Source organism: Dyella sp., assembly GCF_035685885.1.
GTDB lineage: Bacteria > Pseudomonadota > Gammaproteobacteria > Xanthomonadales > Rhodanobacteraceae > Dyella.
Genome location: NZ_DASRZX010000154.1, coordinates 1 through 22,512 on the forward strand (window position 1 = coordinate 1; position 22,512 = coordinate 22,512).

Annotated in this window: 15 protein-coding genes; 7 read left to right on the forward strand and 8 right to left on the reverse strand. The window is 63.9% G+C overall.

All coding sequences use genetic code 11. The features are described 5' to 3' along the window. Positions 1 to 324 precede the first annotated feature (324 nt). Complete coding sequence (locus VFG49_RS17530) at positions 325 to 702, forward strand: nuclear transport factor 2 family protein (protein ID WP_324862939.1); 378 nt, start codon at positions 325 to 327, stop codon at positions 700 to 702. Between the two features lie 115 nt (positions 703 to 817). Here VFG49_RS17530 and VFG49_RS17535 read toward each other — a convergent pair whose 3' ends face one another. The 3 genes from VFG49_RS17535 to VFG49_RS17545 form a co-directional block, all read right to left on the reverse strand. After that, positions 818 to 2,089 (reverse strand): Xaa-Pro peptidase family protein, encoded by a 1,272-nt coding sequence (locus VFG49_RS17535; protein ID WP_324862940.1) that lies wholly within the window; start codon positions 2,087 to 2,089, stop codon positions 818 to 820. Between the two features lie 233 nt (positions 2,090 to 2,322). After that, the gene (locus tag VFG49_RS17540; RefSeq protein ID WP_324862942.1) at positions 2,323 to 3,450 is read right to left on the reverse strand and encodes an acyl-CoA desaturase; all 1,128 of its coding nucleotides are present in this window, start codon (positions 3,448 to 3,450) and stop codon (positions 2,323 to 2,325) included. A gap of 5 nt (positions 3,451 to 3,455) precedes the next feature. Then, positions 3,456 to 4,541: a ferredoxin reductase gene (locus VFG49_RS17545; RefSeq protein ID WP_324862944.1), complete on the reverse strand. Its 1,086-nt coding sequence runs from the start codon at positions 4,539 to 4,541 to the stop codon at positions 3,456 to 3,458. Between the two features lie 114 nt (positions 4,542 to 4,655). On the opposite strand from VFG49_RS17545, the gene VFG49_RS17550 reads away from it, so the two are divergent. From VFG49_RS17550 to VFG49_RS17560, 3 genes are all read left to right on the forward strand, one after another. Next, positions 4,656 to 5,288 (forward strand): TetR family transcriptional regulator, encoded by a 633-nt coding sequence (locus tag VFG49_RS17550; protein WP_414649176.1) that lies wholly within the window; start codon positions 4,656 to 4,658, stop codon positions 5,286 to 5,288. Between the two features lie 171 nt (positions 5,289 to 5,459). Continuing rightward, the gene (locus tag VFG49_RS17555; protein WP_324862948.1) at positions 5,460 to 5,786 is read left to right on the forward strand and encodes a YkgJ family cysteine cluster protein; all 327 of its coding nucleotides are present in this window, start codon (positions 5,460 to 5,462) and stop codon (positions 5,784 to 5,786) included. 75 nt (positions 5,787 to 5,861) lie between these two features. Next, entirely contained in the window at positions 5,862 to 6,011 is a 150-nt protein-coding gene (locus VFG49_RS17560; protein ID WP_324862950.1) for a hypothetical protein, read from the forward strand. A gap of 107 nt (positions 6,012 to 6,118) precedes the next feature. Here the strand turns inward: VFG49_RS17560 and VFG49_RS17565 are convergent, their stop codons facing one another. Together VFG49_RS17565 and VFG49_RS17570 are read right to left on the reverse strand one after the other, a co-directional pair. Then, a complete protein-coding gene (locus VFG49_RS17565; protein WP_324862952.1) occupies positions 6,119 to 6,331 on the reverse strand; it encodes a cold-shock protein in 213 nt (70 codons plus the stop codon). A 378-nt stretch (positions 6,332 to 6,709) separates the two neighbouring features. Beyond that, positions 6,710 to 6,895, reverse strand: a complete 186-nt coding sequence (locus VFG49_RS17570) for a hypothetical protein (RefSeq protein ID WP_324862954.1) — start codon at positions 6,893 to 6,895, stop codon at positions 6,710 to 6,712. Positions 6,896 to 7,530: 635 nt separating this feature from the next. On the opposite strand from VFG49_RS17570, the gene VFG49_RS17575 reads away from it, so the two are divergent. Beyond that, the gene (locus VFG49_RS17575; protein ID WP_324862956.1) at positions 7,531 to 8,346 is read left to right on the forward strand and encodes a DUF2092 domain-containing protein; all 816 of its coding nucleotides are present in this window, start codon (positions 7,531 to 7,533) and stop codon (positions 8,344 to 8,346) included. Next, a complete protein-coding gene (locus VFG49_RS17580) occupies positions 8,343 to 8,885 on the forward strand; it encodes a hypothetical protein (protein ID WP_324862958.1) in 543 nt (180 codons plus the stop codon). The genes VFG49_RS17575 and VFG49_RS17580 overlap by 4 nt, the downstream gene beginning before the upstream one ends. 160 nt (positions 8,886 to 9,045) lie before the next feature. Here the strand turns inward: VFG49_RS17580 and VFG49_RS17585 are convergent, their stop codons facing one another. Next, the gene (locus VFG49_RS17585) at positions 9,046 to 10,473 is read right to left on the reverse strand and encodes a nitrilase-related carbon-nitrogen hydrolase (protein ID WP_324862960.1); all 1,428 of its coding nucleotides are present in this window, start codon (positions 10,471 to 10,473) and stop codon (positions 9,046 to 9,048) included. Continuing rightward, positions 10,457 to 11,038: a TetR/AcrR family transcriptional regulator gene (locus tag VFG49_RS17590; protein ID WP_324862962.1), complete on the reverse strand. Its 582-nt coding sequence runs from the start codon at positions 11,036 to 11,038 to the stop codon at positions 10,457 to 10,459. The genes VFG49_RS17585 and VFG49_RS17590 overlap by 17 nt, the downstream gene beginning before the upstream one ends. Before the next feature lie 387 nt (positions 11,039 to 11,425). Between VFG49_RS17590 and VFG49_RS17595 the strand changes: the two genes are divergently transcribed. After that, complete coding sequence (locus tag VFG49_RS17595) at positions 11,426 to 13,684, forward strand: winged helix-turn-helix domain-containing protein (RefSeq protein WP_324862964.1); 2,259 nt, start codon at positions 11,426 to 11,428, stop codon at positions 13,682 to 13,684. 131 nt (positions 13,685 to 13,815) lie between these two features. Here the strand turns inward: VFG49_RS17595 and VFG49_RS17600 are convergent, their stop codons facing one another. Further along, entirely contained in the window at positions 13,816 to 21,558 is a 7,743-nt protein-coding gene (locus VFG49_RS17600) for an ESPR-type extended signal peptide-containing protein (RefSeq protein WP_324862967.1), read from the reverse strand. Positions 21,559 to 22,512 lie beyond the last annotated feature (954 nt).

Genomic DNA, 22,512 nt, shown 5'->3' on the forward strand with positions numbered 1-22,512 from the left:
CCTTGCCATGAGCCCCCCTGACTCGACACGTTTGCGCGAGTGTTCGGGCGACGCGCCGGCGGTGTCAAGGGAATGCAGCCAACGGCGTTCGCTTCGGGTCAGGCGGTGATGGCGGGTCGGCAAACGCTGGTGCTCGGGCCCATCGCGAAAACACCGGCGTAAGTCGAAGATCGGAAGCGGTCAGGCGCAAGCACTTGTTCGCTCGCGTCCTAGAGCACAACCTATTCAGCCGTCCAGACGGATTTTGGAATCAAACACGGCCTGACGCGGCTGATTAACGCACGTCGGCACTGCAAGCACCGCAGGCAAAAGTGGAGATACACGATGGAAACACAAGATATCCGGACGGCCATCGATCGACATTGGGTGGCATCCGCTGCAGGTGATCTAGTCGCCGAGCATGAGATCTATCTTGACGACGCGGTATGCGAGTACCCGCAGTCGGGCGAGATCATTCACGGCCGACACAACCTCCAGGCGCTGCGAAGCCATCATCCGGACAAACCGTCGGGGTTTGAGGTCCGACGCATCGTGGGGAAGGACAACCTCTGGGTGACCGAGTACATGATCACCTACGGGAGCAAACCGACTTACACCGTGAGCCTCATGGAATTTCGCGACGGAAAAGTGTCGCGTGAAACCCAGTACTTCGCCGATCCGTTTGAAGCTCCGTCCTGGCGCGCGCAGTGGGTCACGCGGTAGGGCAACCTCCCTGGGATTTCAACGCAGCGCCCTTTGCGGGCGCAACGTCGGGTCGACCGATCGAGAGGGAGAAAGGGGACACGACTGCCTTTTTTCGCCCCCTCGCAAAAACAAATCAAATCGGATCTTCGATCGACTTGGCCAGCTCGGTGAAAAGCTTCGGGCCAGTCTCGGTCATGTGCCAGCAGTCTTCCAGCCGGATGCCGAATTCGCCGGGAATGTAGAGTCCCGGCTCGTCGGAAAAACACATGCCGGGCGCCAGCGGCGTGGTGTCGCCGTGAACGAGGTAGGGCGGCTCGTGGCCATCCAGGCCGATGCCGTGGCCGGTGCGATGGGGAAGGCCCGGCAAGTGGTAGCCGGGGCCCCAGCCTTCCTTTTCGTAATAAGCACGCACGGCATCGTCGATCGCGCCCACCGGGGTGCCCAGCTTGGCGGTCGCCAACGCAATCTCCTGGCCACGCTTGACGGTGTTCCACACCTTTCGCTGTTTCGCGGTCGGCTGGCCCATCACCCAGGTGCGCGAGATATCCGATTGATAGCCATGCACGGCGCAGCCCACGTCCATCAGGATGACCGAACCTTCATGCAAGGTTTGCGGCTGGTGCGAGCCGTGCGGATAAGCACTGGCCTCGTTGATCAACACCAACGCGAACTCCGGCGCGCCACCCAGGGCCATGGTGGCGGCATTCATCATGTCGGCGATCTCGCCCGGGCGCATGCCGGCATGGACGTTGCCATGGACGTAGCGCAGCGCCGCCAGCGTGACGTCATTGGCGACTTGCATCAGCGCGAGTTCGGCCGGGGACTTGATCAGCCGAACGGCCTTGACCAGGGCGTCACCGGAAACCACCTGGTAGGCGCCGGCGCTTGCCTCGCGCACGCCATCGACAATGAACAAACGCGTGGTGGCTTCAAAGGCAATCGGGCCAGAGGTAACGCCGCGATCGCGAAGCGCGCCAACGAGACGGGCGAACGGACTCTCATGCTCGTTCCAGGGCCGCACATCGCCGCCCACCGCCAAGGTCTCGCGGATCGAGGGCTCTTCGAAGGCCGGAGTCACCACGACGATGTCGCCCCGCGCAGGAATCACGGCGGCCGTCGTACGCTCCGAGCGATGCCACTGGATACCGGTGAAGTAGTCCAGGCTCGAGCCCGACTCCAGGATCAAGGCGCCGATCTTCTGATCGACCATCAACCGCTGCAGCCTGGCGATCCGCGCCAGGCGCTCCTCCACCGAAATCGGCTTGGCGCCGCCGGTCATGGAGGTCAATCCGGCCAGCCCGTTGGTCGCGGCAGGAGAGGCCTGCGCCGGACGGCCGGGCAGCACGAGAGCGGATGCCGCAGCAGTGGCGGCTACAGCCCCAACGAGAAAGTCGCGACGACGCATGGAAACTCCGGACCAATGCCAAGGAGGCCGCAGTATGCGGTCGAAACCGGCGACGCGACTACTGTTGGCTGGTTATCGAAGCGCGTCGGCGCCAGGAGCATGTCCGGTACACGGTGAGGCGCATTGCTTGCGCTCTTGATGATGCGCTTCGACTCGAACGCGGCCCATGCAATGTCGCTCAGTGCACCGCGCTCTATCTGTAAAAACACCCAGGACGAGCGGTTCGCCCCTGGCTAACCCGCAGCCATCAGCGGTCGCGCCGGTCCGGGCTTGCTGGGAAACGCATGGCGCAGGATTCGCCACACCACCGTGCCGAACTGCTTCGGCAGGGAGCCGGTGTTGTAATGCTGGCCGTAGCGTGAGCAGATGGCGCGAACTTCCACCGCCATCGCCGCGTAGCGGTTTGCCGGGATGTCGGGATAGAAATGATGTTCGATCTGGCGGCTCAGGTTGCCGCTCCACAGATCGATCACGCGGCCGCCAGTGAGATTGGACGAACCACGCAACTGGCGCAGGTACCAATGGCCTCGCGTTTCATTGCGCACGCTTTCCTTCGGGAACACTTCGGCATCGGCGGTGAAGTGGCCGCAGAAGATGATCACGTAGGTCCAGATATTGCGGATCACGTTCGCCACGACGTTGCCCAGCAGAACCGGCAGGAAGTACGGCCCCGCCAGCAGCGGGAACACCAGGTAGTCCTTCAACACCTGTTTGCCGGCCTTCTTGGCCACCGGCGTGGTCATCTTCCAGAGGGTGCGTCCCTTCATCTTCCCTGCGAACCAACGGCCGAGGCGAAGATCCTGCAGGGCGACGCCCCACTCGAACAGCAGCGCGAACACCACCGCCACCAGCGGCTGCAACAGATAGAAGGGCTTCCAGCGCTGTTCGGGAAAGATGCGCAACAGGCCGTAGCCGATGTCGTCATCCATCCCGCGCACGTTGGTCCAGGTGTGGTGGCTGTAGTTGTGCGTCTTGCGCCAGTTGTCGCTGGTGCCGACGATGTCCCATTCGTAGCTGCGGCCCTGCAACGCCGGGTCGCCCATCCAGTCGTACTGGCCGTGCATCACGTTGTGGCCAAGTTCCATGTTCTCCAGGATCTTGGATAGCCCCAGCAACACCGTTCCCAGGATGCATAGCGGCCAGAGCAACAGCGGCAGTACGGTGCTGCCAAGCACGGCGCCCGTCATGAGCATCACGCGGCCGCCCAGCCCGAGCCAGCGCACGCCGGCCACGATCCTGCGGATGTAATCGGCATCGCGCTGGCCAAGCGTGGCCAGTGTGCGGGCACGCAGTGCATCCAGTTCCTCGCCGAAGCGATGCAGTTCGTCTGCACTCAGGGCACGGCTCTTGATCTTGGACATGGCTTTCAAAGTTCCAGGGATAGATCGCTTTGCGCCGCTTGAATGCACAGGCGCAAGGCTTGGGTGGGTTCGTGCTGCACGCTGCGATCGTGCAGATGGCGAGTGGCGCCGCTCGGCTTGCCACAGGCGCAGGTGTTGCAGATGCCCATGCGGCAGCCGTGTCGCGGCATGACGCCCTGCTCTTCCAGTGCTTCCAGCACCGACTTGTTCCGCGCGATGTCCAACGTTCGTCCGCTTTTGAGAAGCGTCACGCGCACGTGGCCCTGGTCGCTCGCGTCGATGACGCGCGGCGGCGGGCTGAAGGCTTCCGCCTGGAAGGACAGGCCATGCCCGCTCAGCACCTCGCGGGCACGCTCAACGAAGCCGTGCGGACCGCACGCGAGCACGTGGGCCGGTTCGTTGCCGGGCACCAGCGCGGCCAGGTGACGCGGCTCGATCCGTCCTTCCAGCTCGTCAACGGCCTGCGCGGCCTCTCCGGTAAGCACGAAGTGCACGTTGAAGTTCCGGTGGCCTGCCGCGAGAGCCCGCAACTCGCCGACCTGCGCCAGCTCTGCACGTGTGCGGGCCCAATACGCCAGCCGCACCGGCTGCGCGAATCCCGTCGCCGCCTGCGCGTTGACGAGGGCCAACATGGGCGTGATGCCGCTGCCGGCAGCCAGCATCAGGCAGGGCGCGGACTCCGGCACGCACAGTTCCCCGAATGCCTGACCGAGTGACAACACGCTGCCCAGCGGAATGGTCTGCAGGTGCTCACCCACCTTGCCGCCTTCAACCGCTTTCACGGTGATCCGGATACGTCCATCCGCGCGCGGCATATCCGAGGCGCTATAGGAACGCGTGTAGCGCACGCCATCGATCTCGACACCGATATTGACGTGCTGCCCCGGGCGGAAGCCGCGAAAGTGGCGGTTCGGCTTCAGCACCAGCGTGGCGACGCCCTCGGCTTCGGGGCGACGCTCGACCACCCGGGCCCGCGCCTGGTTCCAGGACCACAGCGGGTTCAGGCGAGACAGCCAGAAGTCGAGAACGGTAGGGGGCGCCCACACTGCGTTGAGGCGGGACAGCCAGGTAGGTTGGATGGCAGTTTCCATGGGGCGATTATACGGCTAGATATACAAGTGTATATACAATTGTATATACGAGCGTCTAGACATGTGTCTGCTATCCTCCCTTCAATCCATTGCTCCTGTGCCGTGACCCAGACCATCACTTCCATCGACGCCCCCGAGACGGGGCGCAAGCACCAGTCCAGCCGGGGCGACCTGCTGATGGCGGCCTTGCGCCTGCTTGGACCGCACCGGAGCGTGTCCAGCCTTGGTTTGCGCGAAGTGGCGCGTGAAGCGGATATCGCCCCCAACACCTTCTATCGCCATTTCCGCGACATCGACGACCTCGCCGTCGCGCTTATCGAGCTGTCCGGCGAGGCCTTGCGCAAGGTGGTCGATCAGGCACGCATGAACACGGTGAGCGGCAACGCGGTCGTGCGCGGCTCGGTGGAAGCATTCATGTCGCAGCTGCGTTCCGAAGACGGGTTGCTGCAGGTGCTGCTGCGGGAAGGAACGGCCGGATCGGACGCCTTCAGGCGGGCGGTCGATCGCCAGCTCGACTTCTTCGAGGAGGAACTGCGGGTCGAACTGGTGCGCCTGACCGAGGCCGCCGGCCAACCCCTGCACGACCCCGCGCTGGCCGCCAAGGCCATCACGCGCCTGATCTTCGCGATGGGCACGCATGCGCTGGAGCGGCCGCGCGAGCATGACGCGGAGCTGATCCGCCAGATGTCCGAGATGGTAATGATGATACTGCTCGGCTCCCGCAGCCTGCGAGCACGCCTGGGTTGACCTGCCCTCGCCGAAGGGCCAGGCGTTGACGAATGCAGAGAGACTCCGCTGGCGTAACCACGCGCCAGCGCCATGTCATCGCAACGCGGTGTCGGCGTGTTGCGATGACCGATCGAGCCTCGAGCCGCGACTTCTTTTAAGCTACACCCCAAGCTCGGAGGCTTCTCGCCCATGATCCCGCCAGCCAACTCCGGCAAGAGCCATGCGCACTGTTCCACCTGTGAGGCCGTCTGCTGTCGCCTCACCGTCATCCTGGAACCGGAGGACCACATCCCCGAACACCTCACCACTCGCTCGCCTGACGGCCTGCATGTCATGTCGCATGGCGAGGACGGCTGGTGTGTCGCGTTGAATACCACGCGCATGAACTGCAGCATCTATGAGTCACGGCCCGCCGTTTGCCGTCGCTTCGTCATGAATGGCCCCTATTGCAGGGCCATTCGGACCGAGTACGACGCCTCCAACATCGCCAGCGTCCGGCGCGCACCCATCGCCTAGGTTTTCCGCTTCACGACATCGCCAGCGGACGCACCCCACCCATCCGCCCCACCCACAAGCCCAGGAATCACTCCATTGGCAAAGACAAACTATTCCTTCGAAAAGCGCCAGCGCGAACTCGCAAAGAAGAAAAAGCAGGACACCAAGCTGGCCAAGAAGACCGCATCACGCGATGAGGCAAAGACGGGGCCCGATGCCAAAGTGCCGCCCGCCACGGATGCCTGAGTAGCGAGGCACCCCCGGCATGCGCCCACGATGTGCGCGCCGGGGGCTGGTCGAGGCAAAAAAAAGCCCAGCGCGAGGCTGGGCTTTTTCCGTACTGGCAGCGATCGTTAGATCACTTGCACCTGTTCTGCCTGCAGGCCCTTCTGGCCCTGGGTCACGGTGAAGGACACCTTCTGACCCTCGACAAGGCTCTTGAAGCCTGACGACTGGATGGCGCGGAAGTGCACGAACACGTCGTCGCCGCCCTTGTCACGGCTGATGAAGCCGAAGCCCTTCGCATCGTTGAACCACTTCACGGTACCGGTTTCTGCCTGGGACATCTTTTATCTCCTAAAAACGAATAAAGCCGCGTAGCGAAGGCTACATGTCGGCGAAAAAGCTGGTCCAAGGAGGAAGCGGGTACAACGGTGTAGTAAAACTGCGATCTACAGCATCGGGCCACAATTCATGGTGACCCTTGAAACTCAGCCCGCTAACGGTAGCTGGCCTTGGCCCAAATATCAAATGCAGGATGACCTTCCCCCTCGGGACGTCTCTCCTCCCACCCAATCTCGGCCGCCCTTGCGACACCCGCGCCATCCGCACCGGGTCGACACAACCACCCAGCAAACGGGCTAGCGCGGGGCACACGCACGCATCAGGGGCCGAGAGCCGAGATTCCTGGCGTCATGGAGCGCGCAAGGACGCACACCCGGCCGTCAGCGGCGAAACGGCCCCTTGCCGGCCTTGGGCTGCTGCGGCGCCTCACCCGTATGCGAGGGGTCGCGCACAAAGCGGTTCGTCGATTTGAATTCCTTGGTCGGATCGACCACGGAAGAGATCTTCTTGCCGGAATAGACGGAATGAATCGTGGCCGCGGACAACGGCTTGTCTGTGTCGTTCACTCGGTGCCTGCCTCGGTTGGTGAGCAATCCGATCACCATACTCCCTATCGGCGGGCCGCATACGGTTCCGGCTGGATGCCTTCCCCGCAAGAAGTGAAAGGCAACCGCTGGAACGCAGTTGCTTGTGCCCCTCTGGCTGCAGGGAACCGTCGAACCATATATCCCGGCGGTCGCAGGGAAATGGTCACTCGCCATGATGGAGATGGAGAAAAGCAGAGGGCGGGTTGCCCTGCTTGAATGCCTTCCCCAGACCATCCTGATGGCACCCGCCCGCATTTCCGATCGGTACAACATAAACAAGGAACCGGCGTCGGGCGCTCGGCTGCTGCCACTCCGATTGGCCATCCATAAACGGCCCTCAACATCAGCCCGGCGTGCTGGCGTCGCGTACTAAGTAATTCTACGCAGGCCGACCCCGTAACCTCACTGAAGCCACGATCTTGCAGACGTGGTGTGATTGAAGGGTGGTGTCACGCCGCTTTCAATCGTGCGGGACCGGTTCAACAGCCTTGCGGCAGACAACCCTGTTCGATGGCGTGGAAGCATCGAAGGAATGGCGGCCGTCTCTCCGCGAGGCTCCCTCCAAAGTCTGCTTCGCGACCCCTGACTGCAATGAACGCCGAGGAGGCTGCATCATGAAACGCAACTGGCAGTTACCGTGCCTGGCGGTAATGGCGGCGGCATGCGCTGCGACACCGGCATGGGCACAGAAGGACGCGACGCCCGCGACGCCCGCGACGCCCGCGTCGAATGCGACGAGTGATACACCTGCGGTGGAACCCTCGGCGATTCACGCGATCGAGCTGATGGCCCAGAAACTGCGCACGCTCAAGTCGTTCACGGTCACCGCGGACGTCACCAACGAGGACGTGCTCGATTCCGGGCAAAAGGTGACCTATGGCGGCATCGTGACCTACAAGGTGCGCTCGCCCGACCGGTTCTTTGCCTCGGTGGACAGCGACCGCAAGCAGCGTAGCTTCTACTACGACGGATCGAAGTTCACGGTCTACGCGCCACGCATGCACTACTACGCGCAGCGCCCGCTGGCCAACACCACGGTCGCCCAGCTGGTGAGCACGGCACAGGAGAAGTACGACATCGACATGCCGCTGGCTGATCTTTTTTATTGGGGAACGGACAAGGCGCCCACGTCCACCATCCAGTCGGCCACGGTGATCGGCCCGGCCCGCGTCGGCAAGATCGAATGCGATCACCTGCTGATGCGTCAATCGGGCGTGGACTGGCAGGTATGGATCTCGCGGCAGACCATGCTGCCCGCCAAGCTGGTCATTGCCAACCTGGATGACCCGACCCAGCCCGAATACAGCGCAACCCTTCAATGGGATACGGAAAGCTCGCTGGCCGACAGCATATTCACCTTCAGCCCGACCTCGGCGGATCATCTCATCAAGATCTCGGACGACGCGCAGACGAAGGAGGCATCGCCATGAAAAGCCGCACTCTCTTCCAAGCCCTCGGCTTGTGTGGTGCCGCTGTCGTCGGCAGCCTGTGTCTGGTGATGGCGCCTGCGCTGGAAGCCGCTCCCCGCGGCGGAGCGCGCGGAGGCGGACATGCGGCGGCGCAGCCACGAGCCAGCTCGCGATCGTCCATCAATCGTCCGTCGGGCGGCGGCAACGTCAACCGCGGCGGCGGTGCCAACCGCAACGTCAACGAAAACCGCAACGTCAACCGCAATACGAACGTCAACCGCAACACCAACGTCAATGTCAATCGCGATGTACACGTGGATGTCGACAATGACTGGGATCACCACGGCTGGGATTACCACCCCGTGGCCACGGCCGCAGCGGTGACGGCAACGGTGGCCGTGACAGCCGCAGTGGTCGGCTCGGTCGTCCATTCGGTGCCACCCAGTTGCCAGACGGTGGTTTCCAACGGTGTCACCTACTCCCAATGCGGCAGCACGTGGTATCAGCCGAGCTATTCGGGAAGCCAGGTGCAATACGTGGTGGTCAATCCGCCTTACTGATCATGTGCATCGAGCGGTATCACTGAAGCGCATCGACGCGACGGGCTGACAAGGCCCGTCGCGCTCCGCAGGGAATGCCTCGATTCATTCCGCAGGATTTGAGTGACCATTCCCGCGCAACGAACGTGGGCTCCCCATCGAGAGTCAGGATCCTCGCAGCTCAGGAGATTGCGCGGCGGCGCAGAAAATACAGCGCCACGCAGCCCGCGGCGCCGACCAGGCAAAGCCATGCCCACCAGTCACCCCAGCGCCCATAGAGCGTGGAGGTGTCGCGCAGGAAAAGATCGCCTACCAGCGTCTCGTCATGGTCTTCGCTGGACGACTCCGCCACGACGCGTCCTCTGTCATCGCTGAGCGTCAAGCGTCCGGAACGGGCGACGCGCGCGATGGCAAATCCGCTCTCCACGCCGCGCATGATCGCCATGCGGCTGTGAAGCCAGCCATCCACGCCGAAATCCCACGCAGGCACCAACAGCAATTGCACGCGACGTGCCGCGTACGCCTGGCCGATGTCGTGGAAGTCCATGTCCTTGCAGACGGCCAAACCCACGCGCGGCGCGCCGTCGAGCAAGGTGTAATGGTTGCCCGGCGTGTACTGGCGTTCGAGGCCGGGAATCAGGTGATGCTTGCTATAGGTGATCGGCGCGGCCTCACCGGGCCGGTACACGGCGAGCGTGTTGCGTTCCGCTTGCGGGTCGCTCCTGGCGTCGATGCCAATGCCCAACGTCACCCCATGTTGCGCGGCCAGCGCAGCGAAGGCCGGCACCGTCGCCGATTGGCTCGAAAAGGACGTCTCGGGCATCAGTACGACCTTGGCGCCCGCACCGGCGAGGTGTTCGACGGTCTTGACGTAACGCGCCTGCAGGGCTTGTCCATCCGCATCTTCCAGCGCGGGCCTGATCGGCTTTTCCAGCGACACCAAGCCGATACGTACGCTCGTCTCGCCGGGCACTTGCAAGCGCCAGGTGCCGTAGGCGACTGCGGCAGCGATCGGGAGCACCGTAATGATCGCAACCAGGATGCGCTCACGCTTCGTTGCCTGTGTAGCCAGCAGCGCAGCGATCGCGGTTGGCAACAGCCACAGGAGAAACCCGATGCCCCAGATGCCGGCGATGGCGGCCACCTGCACGATCGGCAGGTTGTCCATCTGCGTATAGCTGATGTTACCGAAGGTGCCGTGCGGTGACAGGAGGCTGCCGATGTATTCGACGGTCACCCATGCGGACGGCACGACAAGCACTGCCGCCAAGACGCGACCGCGCAGCAGCAGGCCGCGAAACAGTAGCGCGCACAGCGCCAACGCAACGCCTGGCAGCACCGTCGCGCAGACGATGACCGATAAAGGCAGGCGGATGACCTGATGCATGTATAACCATTGATTGAGGCCGCCAATGGCGTACGCCAGCAGCGCCGCCAGCGCGACCCACAGCGCGCGAGCCCGCGATGCCAGCCACAGCACGGGCAGCGGAGCCAGCCACGTCAGCCACCATTGCGGTTGCAGTCCGCTGCCGAACCACCAGCCCAATGCGGACAACGCCGTTGCCGCCGTCCAAGCCAGCGGCAGAAAACCCTTATGCCCTGATGCCATCGATCAGCCTTCCCAGTGATTGCCGGTAGAACCTGCGGAATTGCGCGTCGTCGTAACTGAAGCGGCCTGCCCGGTAGAGTGCGATCAGGCCATGCTGGTGCGCCCATATCGTCATCGCCACATCGTGTGGGTCACCCTGTTTCAGCGCGCCCTTGTCCATGGCATCGGCAACCGCATCCACGACGACGTTGAATGTCGGCGAATGGCCAGCCTTGAAGTCTTCGGGGTAGCGACGCGCGTCGTCGCGCCGCACTGAGAACGCGTGATCGAATAGGTGCGGATGCGCCAACGCGTAATCGAGATACGGCTCGGCCACCGCCAGCAGGCGCTTGATGGGATCGGGACTTCGCGAATGCGCTTTCCATTCCCGGGCGACCGCATTGAAGCTGTCGTCCGAAAGCGTCTTCAACAGCGCCTCACGACTGGGGAAATGACGATAGATAGCCATGGGTGTGATGCCCACCATGTCCGCCACGCGACGCATGGTGATCGCGTCGGCGCCTTCGCCATCGAACAGGCGATGAGCCGCCTGGAGGATTCGTTCGGATGTGGTGAGTCGCGCCATGTATACAGCGTATACACGTTACAGACTGGCTTGCAAGGCCCATGCGGCACGGTACTAGCCGTGAAGATGGGCACCACCTTCACGGGCAAGCCTGTTCTGGATGGCGATTCAGCTGGGCGGATTGAACGCCGCCTCCGCAAGCATCGGGTTGCCAGTCGCCAGCTCGGCCATTGCAAACCCAGGCCGCCCATCGCTCAGCAAGTTCTAGTTTCGACCGCGGGCACTGCCGGCGCTCGCAGAGCCAGCAAGGGCAGGCAACACCCGTGCCAGCCTCGAAGGCGCTGGAAGCCGTTTCAGCCAACACGATTTCCATACCTTAGCCACACCAAGGCTGCGATAGGCTTGGTGTAGTCTGAGCGGCAGCTTGAACGGTGCGAGGTCGAGCCAATGGCTGTGGAGTCCCCCTCCGCCGCATGGATTGCGTTCGGTACGGTCGAGATCGACACCCTGGGCCATCGCCTGTTTGTCAACGGCGAGGAGGTCGGGATCGAGCGCAAGGCGTTCGCCGTACTCGTTCTGCTGGCACGCGAACCTGGCCGCGTCTTGAGCCGCGACGAGATTCTCGACATCGTATGGGGGCACGTCCACGTCACGCCTGGCGTACTCAATCGTGTCATCGCGCTGTTGCGCCACGCGCTCGGCGAGAGCGGTGAAGAGAACCAGTATCTGCATACCGTGCATGGCGTGGGCTTCCGCCTCGATGCCCAGGTGCGATCCGCCGCATCACGGGAGGCGTTGAACGCAGGCCAGCCGCTACCAGCCGCGAAACCTGGGTTTTCGCCAGACCCCGTCAGCGATGTCGGGGCGCCAATGGTTGCAGCGGAAGAGAGTCCACGCCCTTCCCTGCCGACCGGCAAGACACGCCGGCTCCAGGGGCTGATCGCGGCCGTTGTGTTGGCCCTGCTCGTGGTGGCCGCCGTCCTGTTCGGCCGACACCTGTTGGCACCTCAACCCGGGGACGCGGCGGCGACGGCTGATCTGAAATCCATCGCGGTACTGCCATTCGAAAATCTCAGTACAGACCAGAACAACGCATATTTCGCCAGCGGCATGCAGGACATGGTCCTGACCGAACTGGTGGGTATAGGCGGCCTCAAGGTGATCTCGCGCACCTCGACAGAGAAGTACCCGAGCCATCCGGAAGACGTGAAAACCATCGCACGGCAATTGGGCGTGGCGACCCTGCTTGAAGGCACGGTGCAAAAGGTCGGCAATCAGGTGCTGGTCAACGTGCAGCTGATCGATGCGAATAGCGGCAACCATCTCTGGGCGAAAGCCTATACGCGCGATCTGGACAACGTTTTCAACGTGGAAGGCGAGGTTGCGCACAACGTGGCGGAGGCACTGAAGGTCAAGCTGACGTCCGTCGAGACCGCACGAATCGACACGATGCCGACGTCGAACGCCAAGGCTTACGATTTGTACTTGCAGGCCAGCGCGCATGCCAATCGCGCCAACGATGATCCCACGCTGTCATCGACAGAACTGCCTTTGGCGATCTCGTTGTATCAACAAGCACTGGCCAAGGATCCGAACTTCGCACTGGCCGCGGCTGCGATGGCGCGTGCCCACATGCAGCTGTATTTCTTCGGCCCCGATCGCACCAACGCGCGACTGGCCGAGGCGAAGGCCGCCGCCGATCGCTCCCTGGCGTTGCAGCCGAATCTTGGTCAGGGGCATTACGCGCTGGGCTTGTACTACTACTGGGGGCATCGCGATTACGCCGCTGCCACCACCCAGCTGGAGCTGGCCCGACAGGCGTTGCCCAGCAGTGCGACCGTTGAACTCCTGATCGCCGCGATCGCCCGGCGCCAGGGCCGCTGGGACGAGGCCGTCGCGCTGTTTCACAGGGCTACCGTGCTCGATCCGCACAGTGAATTTGCGTTCAACCAACTGGCAGTGACCTATCAGAGCCTGCGTCGCTACGCCGATGCTGACCAGGCTTATGCCGCGGCTCTCGCCATAAGTCGCAATCCCGCCGGCGGGCGCGTGGGGCAGGCCTTCAATCTACTGATGTGGAAGGGCGACCCGGCACCGTTGCGCGCGGCGCTTGCGGCGCTGGCGCCGGGTAGCAATGCCTACGCCGGCAATATCATGGCCATCTATTTCGAGCGCACGCTGGCGCGCGATTACGCCGGGGCCATCAAGGTTGCCGAGGCCGACAAGGTCGAGAACTGGGACGACCCGGACAATATTGTCATGCCGCGACGCCTGTATCTGGCGTGGGCCTATCAGGCGGCGGGAGACATGGCCAAAGCGACGGCGGCGTATACCGAGGTTGCGGCGGGTGCACGCGCTGCCCTCGCCGATCGGCCGAACGACGCGGACCTGCATCTCACCCTGGCCTTCGCTTATGCCGGACTTGGTCAAAAGCCCGAAGCCATCGCCGAAGGCAAGCGCGCCGTTGCCCTGATGCCGGTTGCGCAGGACGCACTTACCGGCGCGGATATGCTCGCATGCCAGGCACAGTTGTACGTGCGCGTCGGCGAGCCCGAACAGGCGGTCGCGCTGCTCGAACGCGTGATGTCCATGCCGTCCGGCGGCTTCATGTCTACCACGCTGCTCCGGCTCGATCCCATCTGGGATCCGCTGCGAGACAACCCGCGCTTCAAGGCGCTGCTGCTGAAGTACCCCAGTGGCGGTTAGTCGGCATCAGAGTCATGACGTTGCGATGCAAGGTGACGAACAGCATGGGCATACCCGCGTCGGCGTCAGTTCCTGAATGCACTAGCGATGCGCCGGACACCCATGCTCGCGACCTGTAAGCCGCCAGCCCGTCACAGCTTCCAGGCAAACTTGAAGCTGACGTTCCTCGTCCTGCTCGTATCACCCTCCTCCTGCTCGTAGACCAGACGCGATTCCAGCTTGTCGGTCCAGTCCACGACGGCGCCGGCCGCATACGTCGTCATCCGCCTGTCCAGGTGCTGGACGACCGGAATGTCGCTGTACTGATCGAAGGCGTCAGGCATGCTTGCAACGGCGTGCACATCGTTGAAGCGGAAACGTTCGCCAAGTTCCAGGTAGGCGCGCATCGACGCCTTTCCCACGTTCAAGTGGCTGCCGATCTGCACGAAGGGGTGTGCGTCAGGGTTGACGTTGGTGTTGGGGCGAACGCGCATGTCGAGCGTGCCTGCACCGACTTCACGGTAGCCCTGGTCGCGTACGTAGTTCAGGTTGAGGTCCAGGACCGGCAACACGTCAAATGCGTTGAAGCCGAACTTGTAGCCCGCGCGCAAGCGGCTGGCAAGGATGCTTGCACGGTGGTTGGATGTGGCTACCGGCGCGTCCTCTCCACCCGGGACAGGAATCGTGCGACGACCCGTACCCCATGCGTCACCTGCCACCAGCGACACTGACCCGAAGGCATTCCCGCGCACCGTCTTCACGATGCCGCCCAGGAACGCGCGATGCCCCTTGGCGCTGGACAGACCACCATTGAAGCGCGTGTCGCCGTAGTTGGCGCTCGCGCCAACAAAGACATCGTCGCCCACTTCACGCTGGACGCCGCCAGCCAATCCGCGGGTGCTGTCGCTCTGCTGCCCGCCGCGACGCTCGGCCTCATCATACGTGGCCTTCACCCAGTCGCATTCGCCCTGTTCAATCGGATCATGACTTGCCCCGGCAGCGCCGCCGCAACTGTGCAACGCGTTGGCAGCGCTGTTGGCGGCATCTTCGGCGACAGCGGCATCCGAGAAGTTCGCGTTGGCATTCAAGGATCCAAGATAGCCGCTCAGCGCCGCCAGGCTGGTTGCATTCGCGCCCTGGAGCAGCAGGCTGTACAGGCCATCGTTGTTGAGGTTCTGCATCGCCTGTGGCGATACCTTGCCATTGGCGATGGCCTGGACCTGACTGGTCGCGGTTTGCGCAGCCTGCAGCAGATCGCCACTCAAGCCTGCCACCTTGTAGTTGATGCTGACGTTCTTCACATTCAGCGCCGTTGCCGTGGATGTGGACGTATCCAGCGTCGTGGCGATGCCACTGGCGGCCAGTGTGCCAATGACGTTGGCCGCCATGGGATTGACGGTCTGGATCAGCGTGACGGGCGTGAAGTTCTCAGGCAACTGGGTCAGGTTGACCCGAAGCTTGCTGCCGGTTTCACTGGTGAACGTACCCACGTTGACGAAGGCAGCTCCGGAGGGCAGTTCGTCGTTGGGCAAGTCAAACTGGTGCGTGCCGCCGTTGTCGTAGGAGTGGATGCCGAAGACTTGGCCATCGATCAGGCCACCACTTTGGTTGACGATGCTGTTGCCGTCGTCATTGCCGAAGACCGGCGCGCTGGTCGCCACGCCAGGGCCGGCAATGTTTCCGAGAATGGTGCCCTGGTTGATGATGCGCGCCATGGACATGCCGTCATCCATGCCCACATGGATCACGTCCCCGGTTCCGCCGTACGCGCCGAGCAATTGACCGCTGACGATGATCGATGCCGGTGCCGTCGGGCTGATCACGTGGATGGCCGCCACGGTGTTGCTACCCGCAGTCAGGGTGCCGGCGACAGCGATGTAGGCACCCACGCCTTCCACGTCACCCTTGGTGCTGCTGTCGATGTCGACCACCGCTCCTTCATGGTTGACGAGGTTTCCCGGGTTGTAGTTGGACGCCAGCATGTGCGCGCCGTTGGTGCCGGTGAACACGCCATTGATCGTGACGTCCGCGACAGAGGCGCCGTTGTCATTGCCTGAGCCCGAGGTCATCGCCCCTGCCGACGTTGCATCCTGTATCGCCAGATAGCCGGTGACATTGCCCCCTTGTTCCACTGACAGGCTGCTTGAGGCACCACTCAGGATGATGCCGCCGGTGATGGAACCACCGCTGTGCACGTCGAGCGTGTACCTGGGCGAGGAGGCAATCGGGTCCTGATTGCTCTGCATGCCATAGGACGACACGCTCACGGCGATGGCATCCGGCGCCTGGATGCTGCCGGATACGTCAACGAATGCCGAGCCAAGGAAATTGTTGACCATCACGGCGCCGGCCTGGCCGTAGCTGGTCGCACCGTCGCTCACGCCGGTGTACTGCACCGTGCCGCCCGCATTGACCTGCAGTCCCACTACGTTGCGGGCATTGCGCAGGGAAGCGTCCGGCTGGGCAAGATTGGCACCCGTGGCAACGTTCAACCAGAAAGGGTTCACACCGGACGTGATCGCACTGCCATTCTCCAGAAGAAGTCCCCACGCATTCGCGCCGGACACGCTGACGGCGCCGTTGATGACGGTGTTCTGGACGTGGCTGTTCGTGCCGCCATTGCCATCGAGCGCCAGGTCGGCGAACGTGCCGGGCGTGTTGCTGTTGGTCAGGCTCACGATGCCATGCGCGCCATCGCCGCTGGTGATGACGCGTGCCCCGGCATTGATCTCGATCGCATTGATGTTCTGGTTCGCCAGCCCCGTCACCAGCTCGGTACCCCCGCCGACCTGGGCACCCTCGGTGGTGAACACGGTCGTCGCGGCAGACAGACTCTGTGCATAGATGCCATACGCCGCACGACCTGTGGTGGTGACGCTGCCATACAGGTTGACCACGGTGCCGCCATTGACGCTGGCGTCGGCGGTGCAGCCTTGCGGCAGCACACAGCCTGCGTTGATCAAGGGCCTGGTCGCGTCGCCGCCGTTGTCCGGGGCGTTGCCCGCCGGCTTGCCGGCATCGGCACCACCGTCGCCGTTGTTCGCATCATCGTCACCCGAATAGTAGGCAACCGAATACAGCCCTGTAGCGGCGTCGATGCTCAGGCTGCCGCCGCCATTGGTCAGCGATTGCGCCACGATGCCCATCGCGCCATCTCCGCTGGTGGCGATGGTGAAATGGCTGCTGGCGTTGTCGTTGACCGTCACGGTGCCGCTGTTGCCATAGGAAATGCCCTTCCACACCTGGAAGGAGATGTCGCCCTGGCCCGGCGAAAGGTTGGAGATCTGGCTTGTGCCTCCGCCGCCACCGATCGACTGCGCCTGGATGGCGTGCGCCACCGCACCGCTGGTGGTGATGCTGCCGGCGCACGCCACCGGCGAGCCTGCACCCGGACCGCAACCCACGGTCACGTCGCCGCCGTTGCCCGCCGCGCCGCCCTTGCCACCCACGGACAGTTTCAGGTCCCATGGAACAGTCGGCGAAACCGAAAGGCTACGGGTCGAGATTTCCGTCTCGACGTCCACTTCGCCAGAGCTCACCGGCTCGCTCATCTGGGCGACACCGCCGTTGCCACCACCGCCGCCGATGCTCTGCGCGAGGATGCCGACTGCGTTGCTGCCGGTGGTGTTGATCACGCCGCCCTCGGCGACGTTGACCGTGCCGCCGTTGCCACCCGCCCCTGCCGAACCGCCGAGGTCGAACTCGAACATCGAGCTTTGGGTCTGTGCGATGTTGCCGCTGCCACCGCCCCCACCGATGCTCTGCGCAACGATGCCCATCGCATTGGTGCCGGTGGTGGTGATGGCGGTGTCGAGGTCGACATTGACGTCGCCGCCATGGCCGGCATTGCCGCCGTAACCGCCGATGGTCAGCGCCGTCTGCTCTTTAGGGCTGGGCATGTTGACGATCACGCTCGGGTCAGTGATCCCCAGTGCCCGGCTGATGCTGGCACTGAAGTTCTCCTGCGCCACGCCACCTTCACCGCCGCCTCCACCTATGCTCTGGGCAAGGATGCCGTACGCAGCGTCGCCCGACGTGGTGATGGACGTGTTGCTTTCGCTACCGACGTTTACTGCACCGCCGTTGCCGCCGCCGCTGCCGAAGCCGCCCAGCGCAAAACCGACGGTGTAGTTGTTCACGCCGACAAAACCGTCCGACTGGGCATGCCCGCCCGTGCCGCCGCCGCCGCCGATGGACTGGACCAGCATGCCGTAGGACTGCCCGCCTTGCGTGATGATCTGGGCGCCTGAACGCAGTTCGGCACTGGCCTGCTTGCCGTCGCCGGCTGCGCCCCCGGAGCCGCCAACCGCCACATTCACCGTCACGCTGGGGATCTTGGTCGGCTTTGGCGGCGTGCCACCGCCGTTGTCGCCACCGCCGTTGTCGTCGGTATTGTCGCCGTCGCCGGCCGTGTTGCCGACCGACTTGTTCAGCTCGTTGTTGTCCACATCCGCTTCGGCCAATTGCTGATCGGCCTCGTCGGCGTTCTTGACCGGATCTTCCTGCGCTGTCTTGAGCGCTGCGGCGGCTTGCTGCTTCACACTGTTGGCGTTCGCCACCAGATCGGGGTTGACCTCATCGTCGCTGTAGTACGGGCTGCTCTTGGCCTTGGCGATGGCGTCATGCGCCGCAGCGATGGCATTGCTGGCGTATGCCAGCGTGTCCTGTGTCGCGGCAACCTTGCTGGCGTAAGTCTGGATCTCGCTGACCGCCGCCTGTGCCTTGGTCACGTTGTTCTGGGCCGTGGCGTAGTCAGGATGGCTCGGATCCGCCGCCGCCAAGGCGGCCTGGGCTAGAGCCAGGGAATTCTGCGCACTGGTCAGCTCCGATTGCACCTGCTGCTGCACCATCCCGATAGTCGAGCCGGTGGTCAGCTTCAGGTCGGACACATAGTCGGCCACTGCCTGCTGCGCCGTGGCCTGCGCTGCCGTTTGCGCGGCAATGATGCCGTTGTTCGTGGAAATCGTGTCGTTGACGTCGGCGTTCTGCTTGATGACGTCATTGGCGTTCTGGATCAGGCTGTTTGCCTTGCTGGTGAACGCCGCCAGCTGATTTTTCACCGACTGGCCCGCGTCGTTCGCGTCTCCGGTTCGGGCCTCACCCTCGCCGTCCTGCAGCGACCACTTGAACTTGGTGACTGCGGTGACGGCTCCATCCGTGATGGCGGTCGACGCTGGCTTTGAAACGTACTGGGTCAGGTACGCACCGATCTCGCCTTCCACGAACTGCTTCAGGGTATCCAGGTTCGGCGCCGCGGTGGACAATGCGAAGCTGCTGACGCTGCCGCCATTGCCACCACCGCCACCAATGGACTGCACCATGATGCCAACCGAGCGCTCACCCTCGGTCTTCAGGGTCGTGTTCTGTGCGAGTTCCACATGCGCGTCACCGCCATCCTGGCCCGTCCCGCCACTGCCGCCCACCGTCACCGCCAGGGTTTGCGCGCTGCTTTGAGGCTGTGCGTTGAACGATGCCGCGATGGACAGCGCCTGCACGCTGCCACCATTGCCGCCGCCACCGCCGATGGACTGCGCCTTGATGGCCGCCGACGCATCGCCGTAGGTGGTGATGTTGCCGCTGTAGTAGACATCGGCCTCGCCACCGGTTCCGCCGGTGCCGCCACTGCCACCCACGCCGACATTGACGGTACCGGCCAGATAGCCGCCTGCGACGGTCACCGCATAAGTGTTGACCGAGCCGCCATTGCCACCACCGCCGCCGATGGACTGCGCCAGCACGCCGTCGGCGTTGTCACCAAACGTGGCCAGCGTGGTGGGGCCGAAGCCGTCATTGCTCACCAGGACCGTATTGCCCGTGCCGCCACTGCCGCCCTTGCCACCCAGGGACACCATCAGCGTGACCGAATTGGCGCTGACACCGGCGCCCACATCCATCACGCTGCCACCGTTGCCGCCACCGCCGCCGACGGATTGGGCCAGAATGCCCACCGAGCCGGTGCCCATGGTCGTCACTGACTGACCAGGATTGACCATCACTACGCCGGCAGCGCCACCACTGCCGCCACTTCCGCCAAGCGACAAGCCGAGCTGCCCGCTGAGCGAGCCTCCCGCCTCCGCCGCCACGCTCAGGGTGTTGCCACCCGAGCCGCCGCCGCCGCCGATGGATTGGGCGACGATGCCATTCGCATTGCGCCCATAAGTGGTAATGGTGCCGTAGAGGTTGTTGACGCCGACGTTTTCACCGTCACCGCCACTGCCGCCCGAGCCACCCAGCGCCGCGCTGACGGCCAGGTTCGTCGTCATGCCCACGGCCGCCGATACGTTGAATACGTTGCCGCCGTGCCCGCCGCCGCCGCCAATGGACTGGGCAAGGATGCCGTCCGACGAGTCGCCGGGCAGCGCCTGCGGATTGCCGTTGCCGCTGCTCAGCGACGCCGACCACTGGTCCGCCAGGGACAGATCACCGGTCACGAGGGTGCCGGCGTTGGCGACGTATGTGGCGAACCCGCCGGAGCCGAGAGGAACCTGATGACTGCCGATAGCATTGGCGATGGCTGCACTGTCGGCGCTGCTCGGCGTAGCGCCACCGTTGCCGCCGCTGCCACCGCTGCCGCCAATGCTCAGGGCAAAGGAAATCGGTGCCACGGTACCGCCCACGGCAAAGGCGTTCGCATAGCCACCGTCGCCACCGCCGCCACCGATCGTGCGCGCCGAGATGCCGGCCGCGTTGGCCCCGGCGGTGCGGATGCTGGCATCGGGTTCGGTCTGCACGAACACCGAGCCGCCGTCACCGCCACTGCCGCCACTGCCGCCGATCGCCACCGCGATCAGGGGGAATGCCGCGATCGCATTGCCGCCATCGCCGCCGCCACCGCCAATGGACAGTGCGTCGATGCCTTCGCTCTGGCTGCCGCTGGTGGCGATGGTTCCGGCGGTGTAAATGGTGACGGCCCCGCCCAGGCCGCCGGCGCCACCGGAACCGCCCACGCTGACGATGCCGCCGCTCAGCTCGGAGCCCCCGTTGCCGCCATTGCCACCGACACTGTGCGCGTAGATGCCTTCGCTGTCGGCGCCGGAAGTGGTGATGGCGCCGTTGTTGACCGCGCTGACATCCGACCCGGAATTACCGCCGGCACCGCCGTTGCCCGCATGCCCCCACAGGGCCCAGCCGCCGCTGCCGCCCTCGGATGCGGTGCCGCCATCGCTCTCGATGTGGATGCCGTCGACATGGTCACCCGTCGTGGACACGCTGGCCCCGGCGTCATTGAGCACGTTTACCGTGCCGCCATTGCCTCCGTTGCCACCACTGCCCCCATCGGCACCCAGCTCGCCATTGCCGGCGCTGCCACCGTTTCCGCCCGCGCTGACCACGTAGATCGCACCGGGAACGCCGTTGCCGGAATTCGCCGACACGCTGCCACCTGACAGGTTTTCAACCAGCAGGTTGCCGCCGTCGCCGCCACGGCCACCATCGCCGCCCGGCAGGCCATCCTCCCCGTAGCCACCACCGCCACCCGTCGACTGGGCCAGGATCGGGAAACCCGTTTGACTGGCGCAGTTGAGCACCGTCATCGCATTGCCCGCCGAGCCCGCCCCACCGTCATTGCCGGCAGCACCATCGTGATGGACGGATTCGTTGCCGCCTGCGGCACCCACACTTTGGTAAAGGTTACCGCCGCTCGTGCCCCCGTCTGTCTGAGTGACAAACGTCTGCCCCGCGACCGGATAGGTCACCGAACCGAACGCCAGCTGGGGGCGGGTCACCACAAGGCAGGACTGCGCCCAGGCCGGCGCGCAAAGCAGCGCCAGCGGCGATATCAGCAGGGTAGCGGCAGAGCGAACGCGCGAGGCCCGGCCCCGCGACGAGGCCAGTTCAGAAGCGACGACGAACGCGCCCAGCGCGCGGCTGAAGATCAGGCGAAAAATGCGATTCATGGCTTCCCGTCGATGACGATGACTGTTTCGGCGCGAAGCGGCAGATATTGAGTTCCATCCGATTTCGACCCCGGCGGATCAGAGCAAAAAATATGCCATGCAGACCCAAGCTTTTCGCGGCTGTTGGTGGCCGACGATCTTTCGCAGTGCGTGGCGGCGGTAATTTTCCCGGCACCGCACGATGGCAATCCGGTCGGATCGGCGCCGACAAAAACTTGAAATGTCCGAGTGCAACGAGCACGAGCAAAAAGTGGGAGCCCGTGTGAAACCAGCCCATCAAAGCCCTGCGGCAGTTGGAGACCGGATCGACACGTGAAGTGGACACGGACGCCAGGGCACGGGAGTCTTGCGATGGGCAGTAGTCCACAGACGGCTATATCGCAGCCGTTCCCAAGTGGCTAAGTGGTACATGCCACCCCGGATGACGAGCGCCAGGAGCGTTCCGCCAATGGCGAAAGCCGAAACGGCTTCAGTAGTCGTCATGCGGTCATCCCGCACAGCGGCGACCATGACCACGAGTGACACGGGATAACAGATAAGCGAGGAAGTCATCAGGCCCGGGAAGCAGTACCCGGTCCTTGCCGTGTAAACAGGTGTGCGCCCCATCGCTTCGTCGTGCTTGCGGCACATAGACATTTTCGGGGTTTTCCAACGCCGGCCCTACCGGCTCCCATCACCTTGAGGGCTACGCAATCGTGGACCACCGAGGTGTTCAGCGCTTATCGCAACAAATTTCAACAACACCGGAATTCGCACCTTCACAGCGATACCGGTTCGCGCGTCCAAGCTGGCATCACCGGGCCACCGGAACGGCGATCGCACGCGTAATGGGCAACCTGCCCCGGGAAAATTTCCGATTGCGGTCAGCGAAGTGGGGTGGTATCGAGGTGACCGCGATGCCCCGTTGAGCGTCTGCGGCACCATGCATGGCCTTCGCGGGCTTGCGCAAAGGGG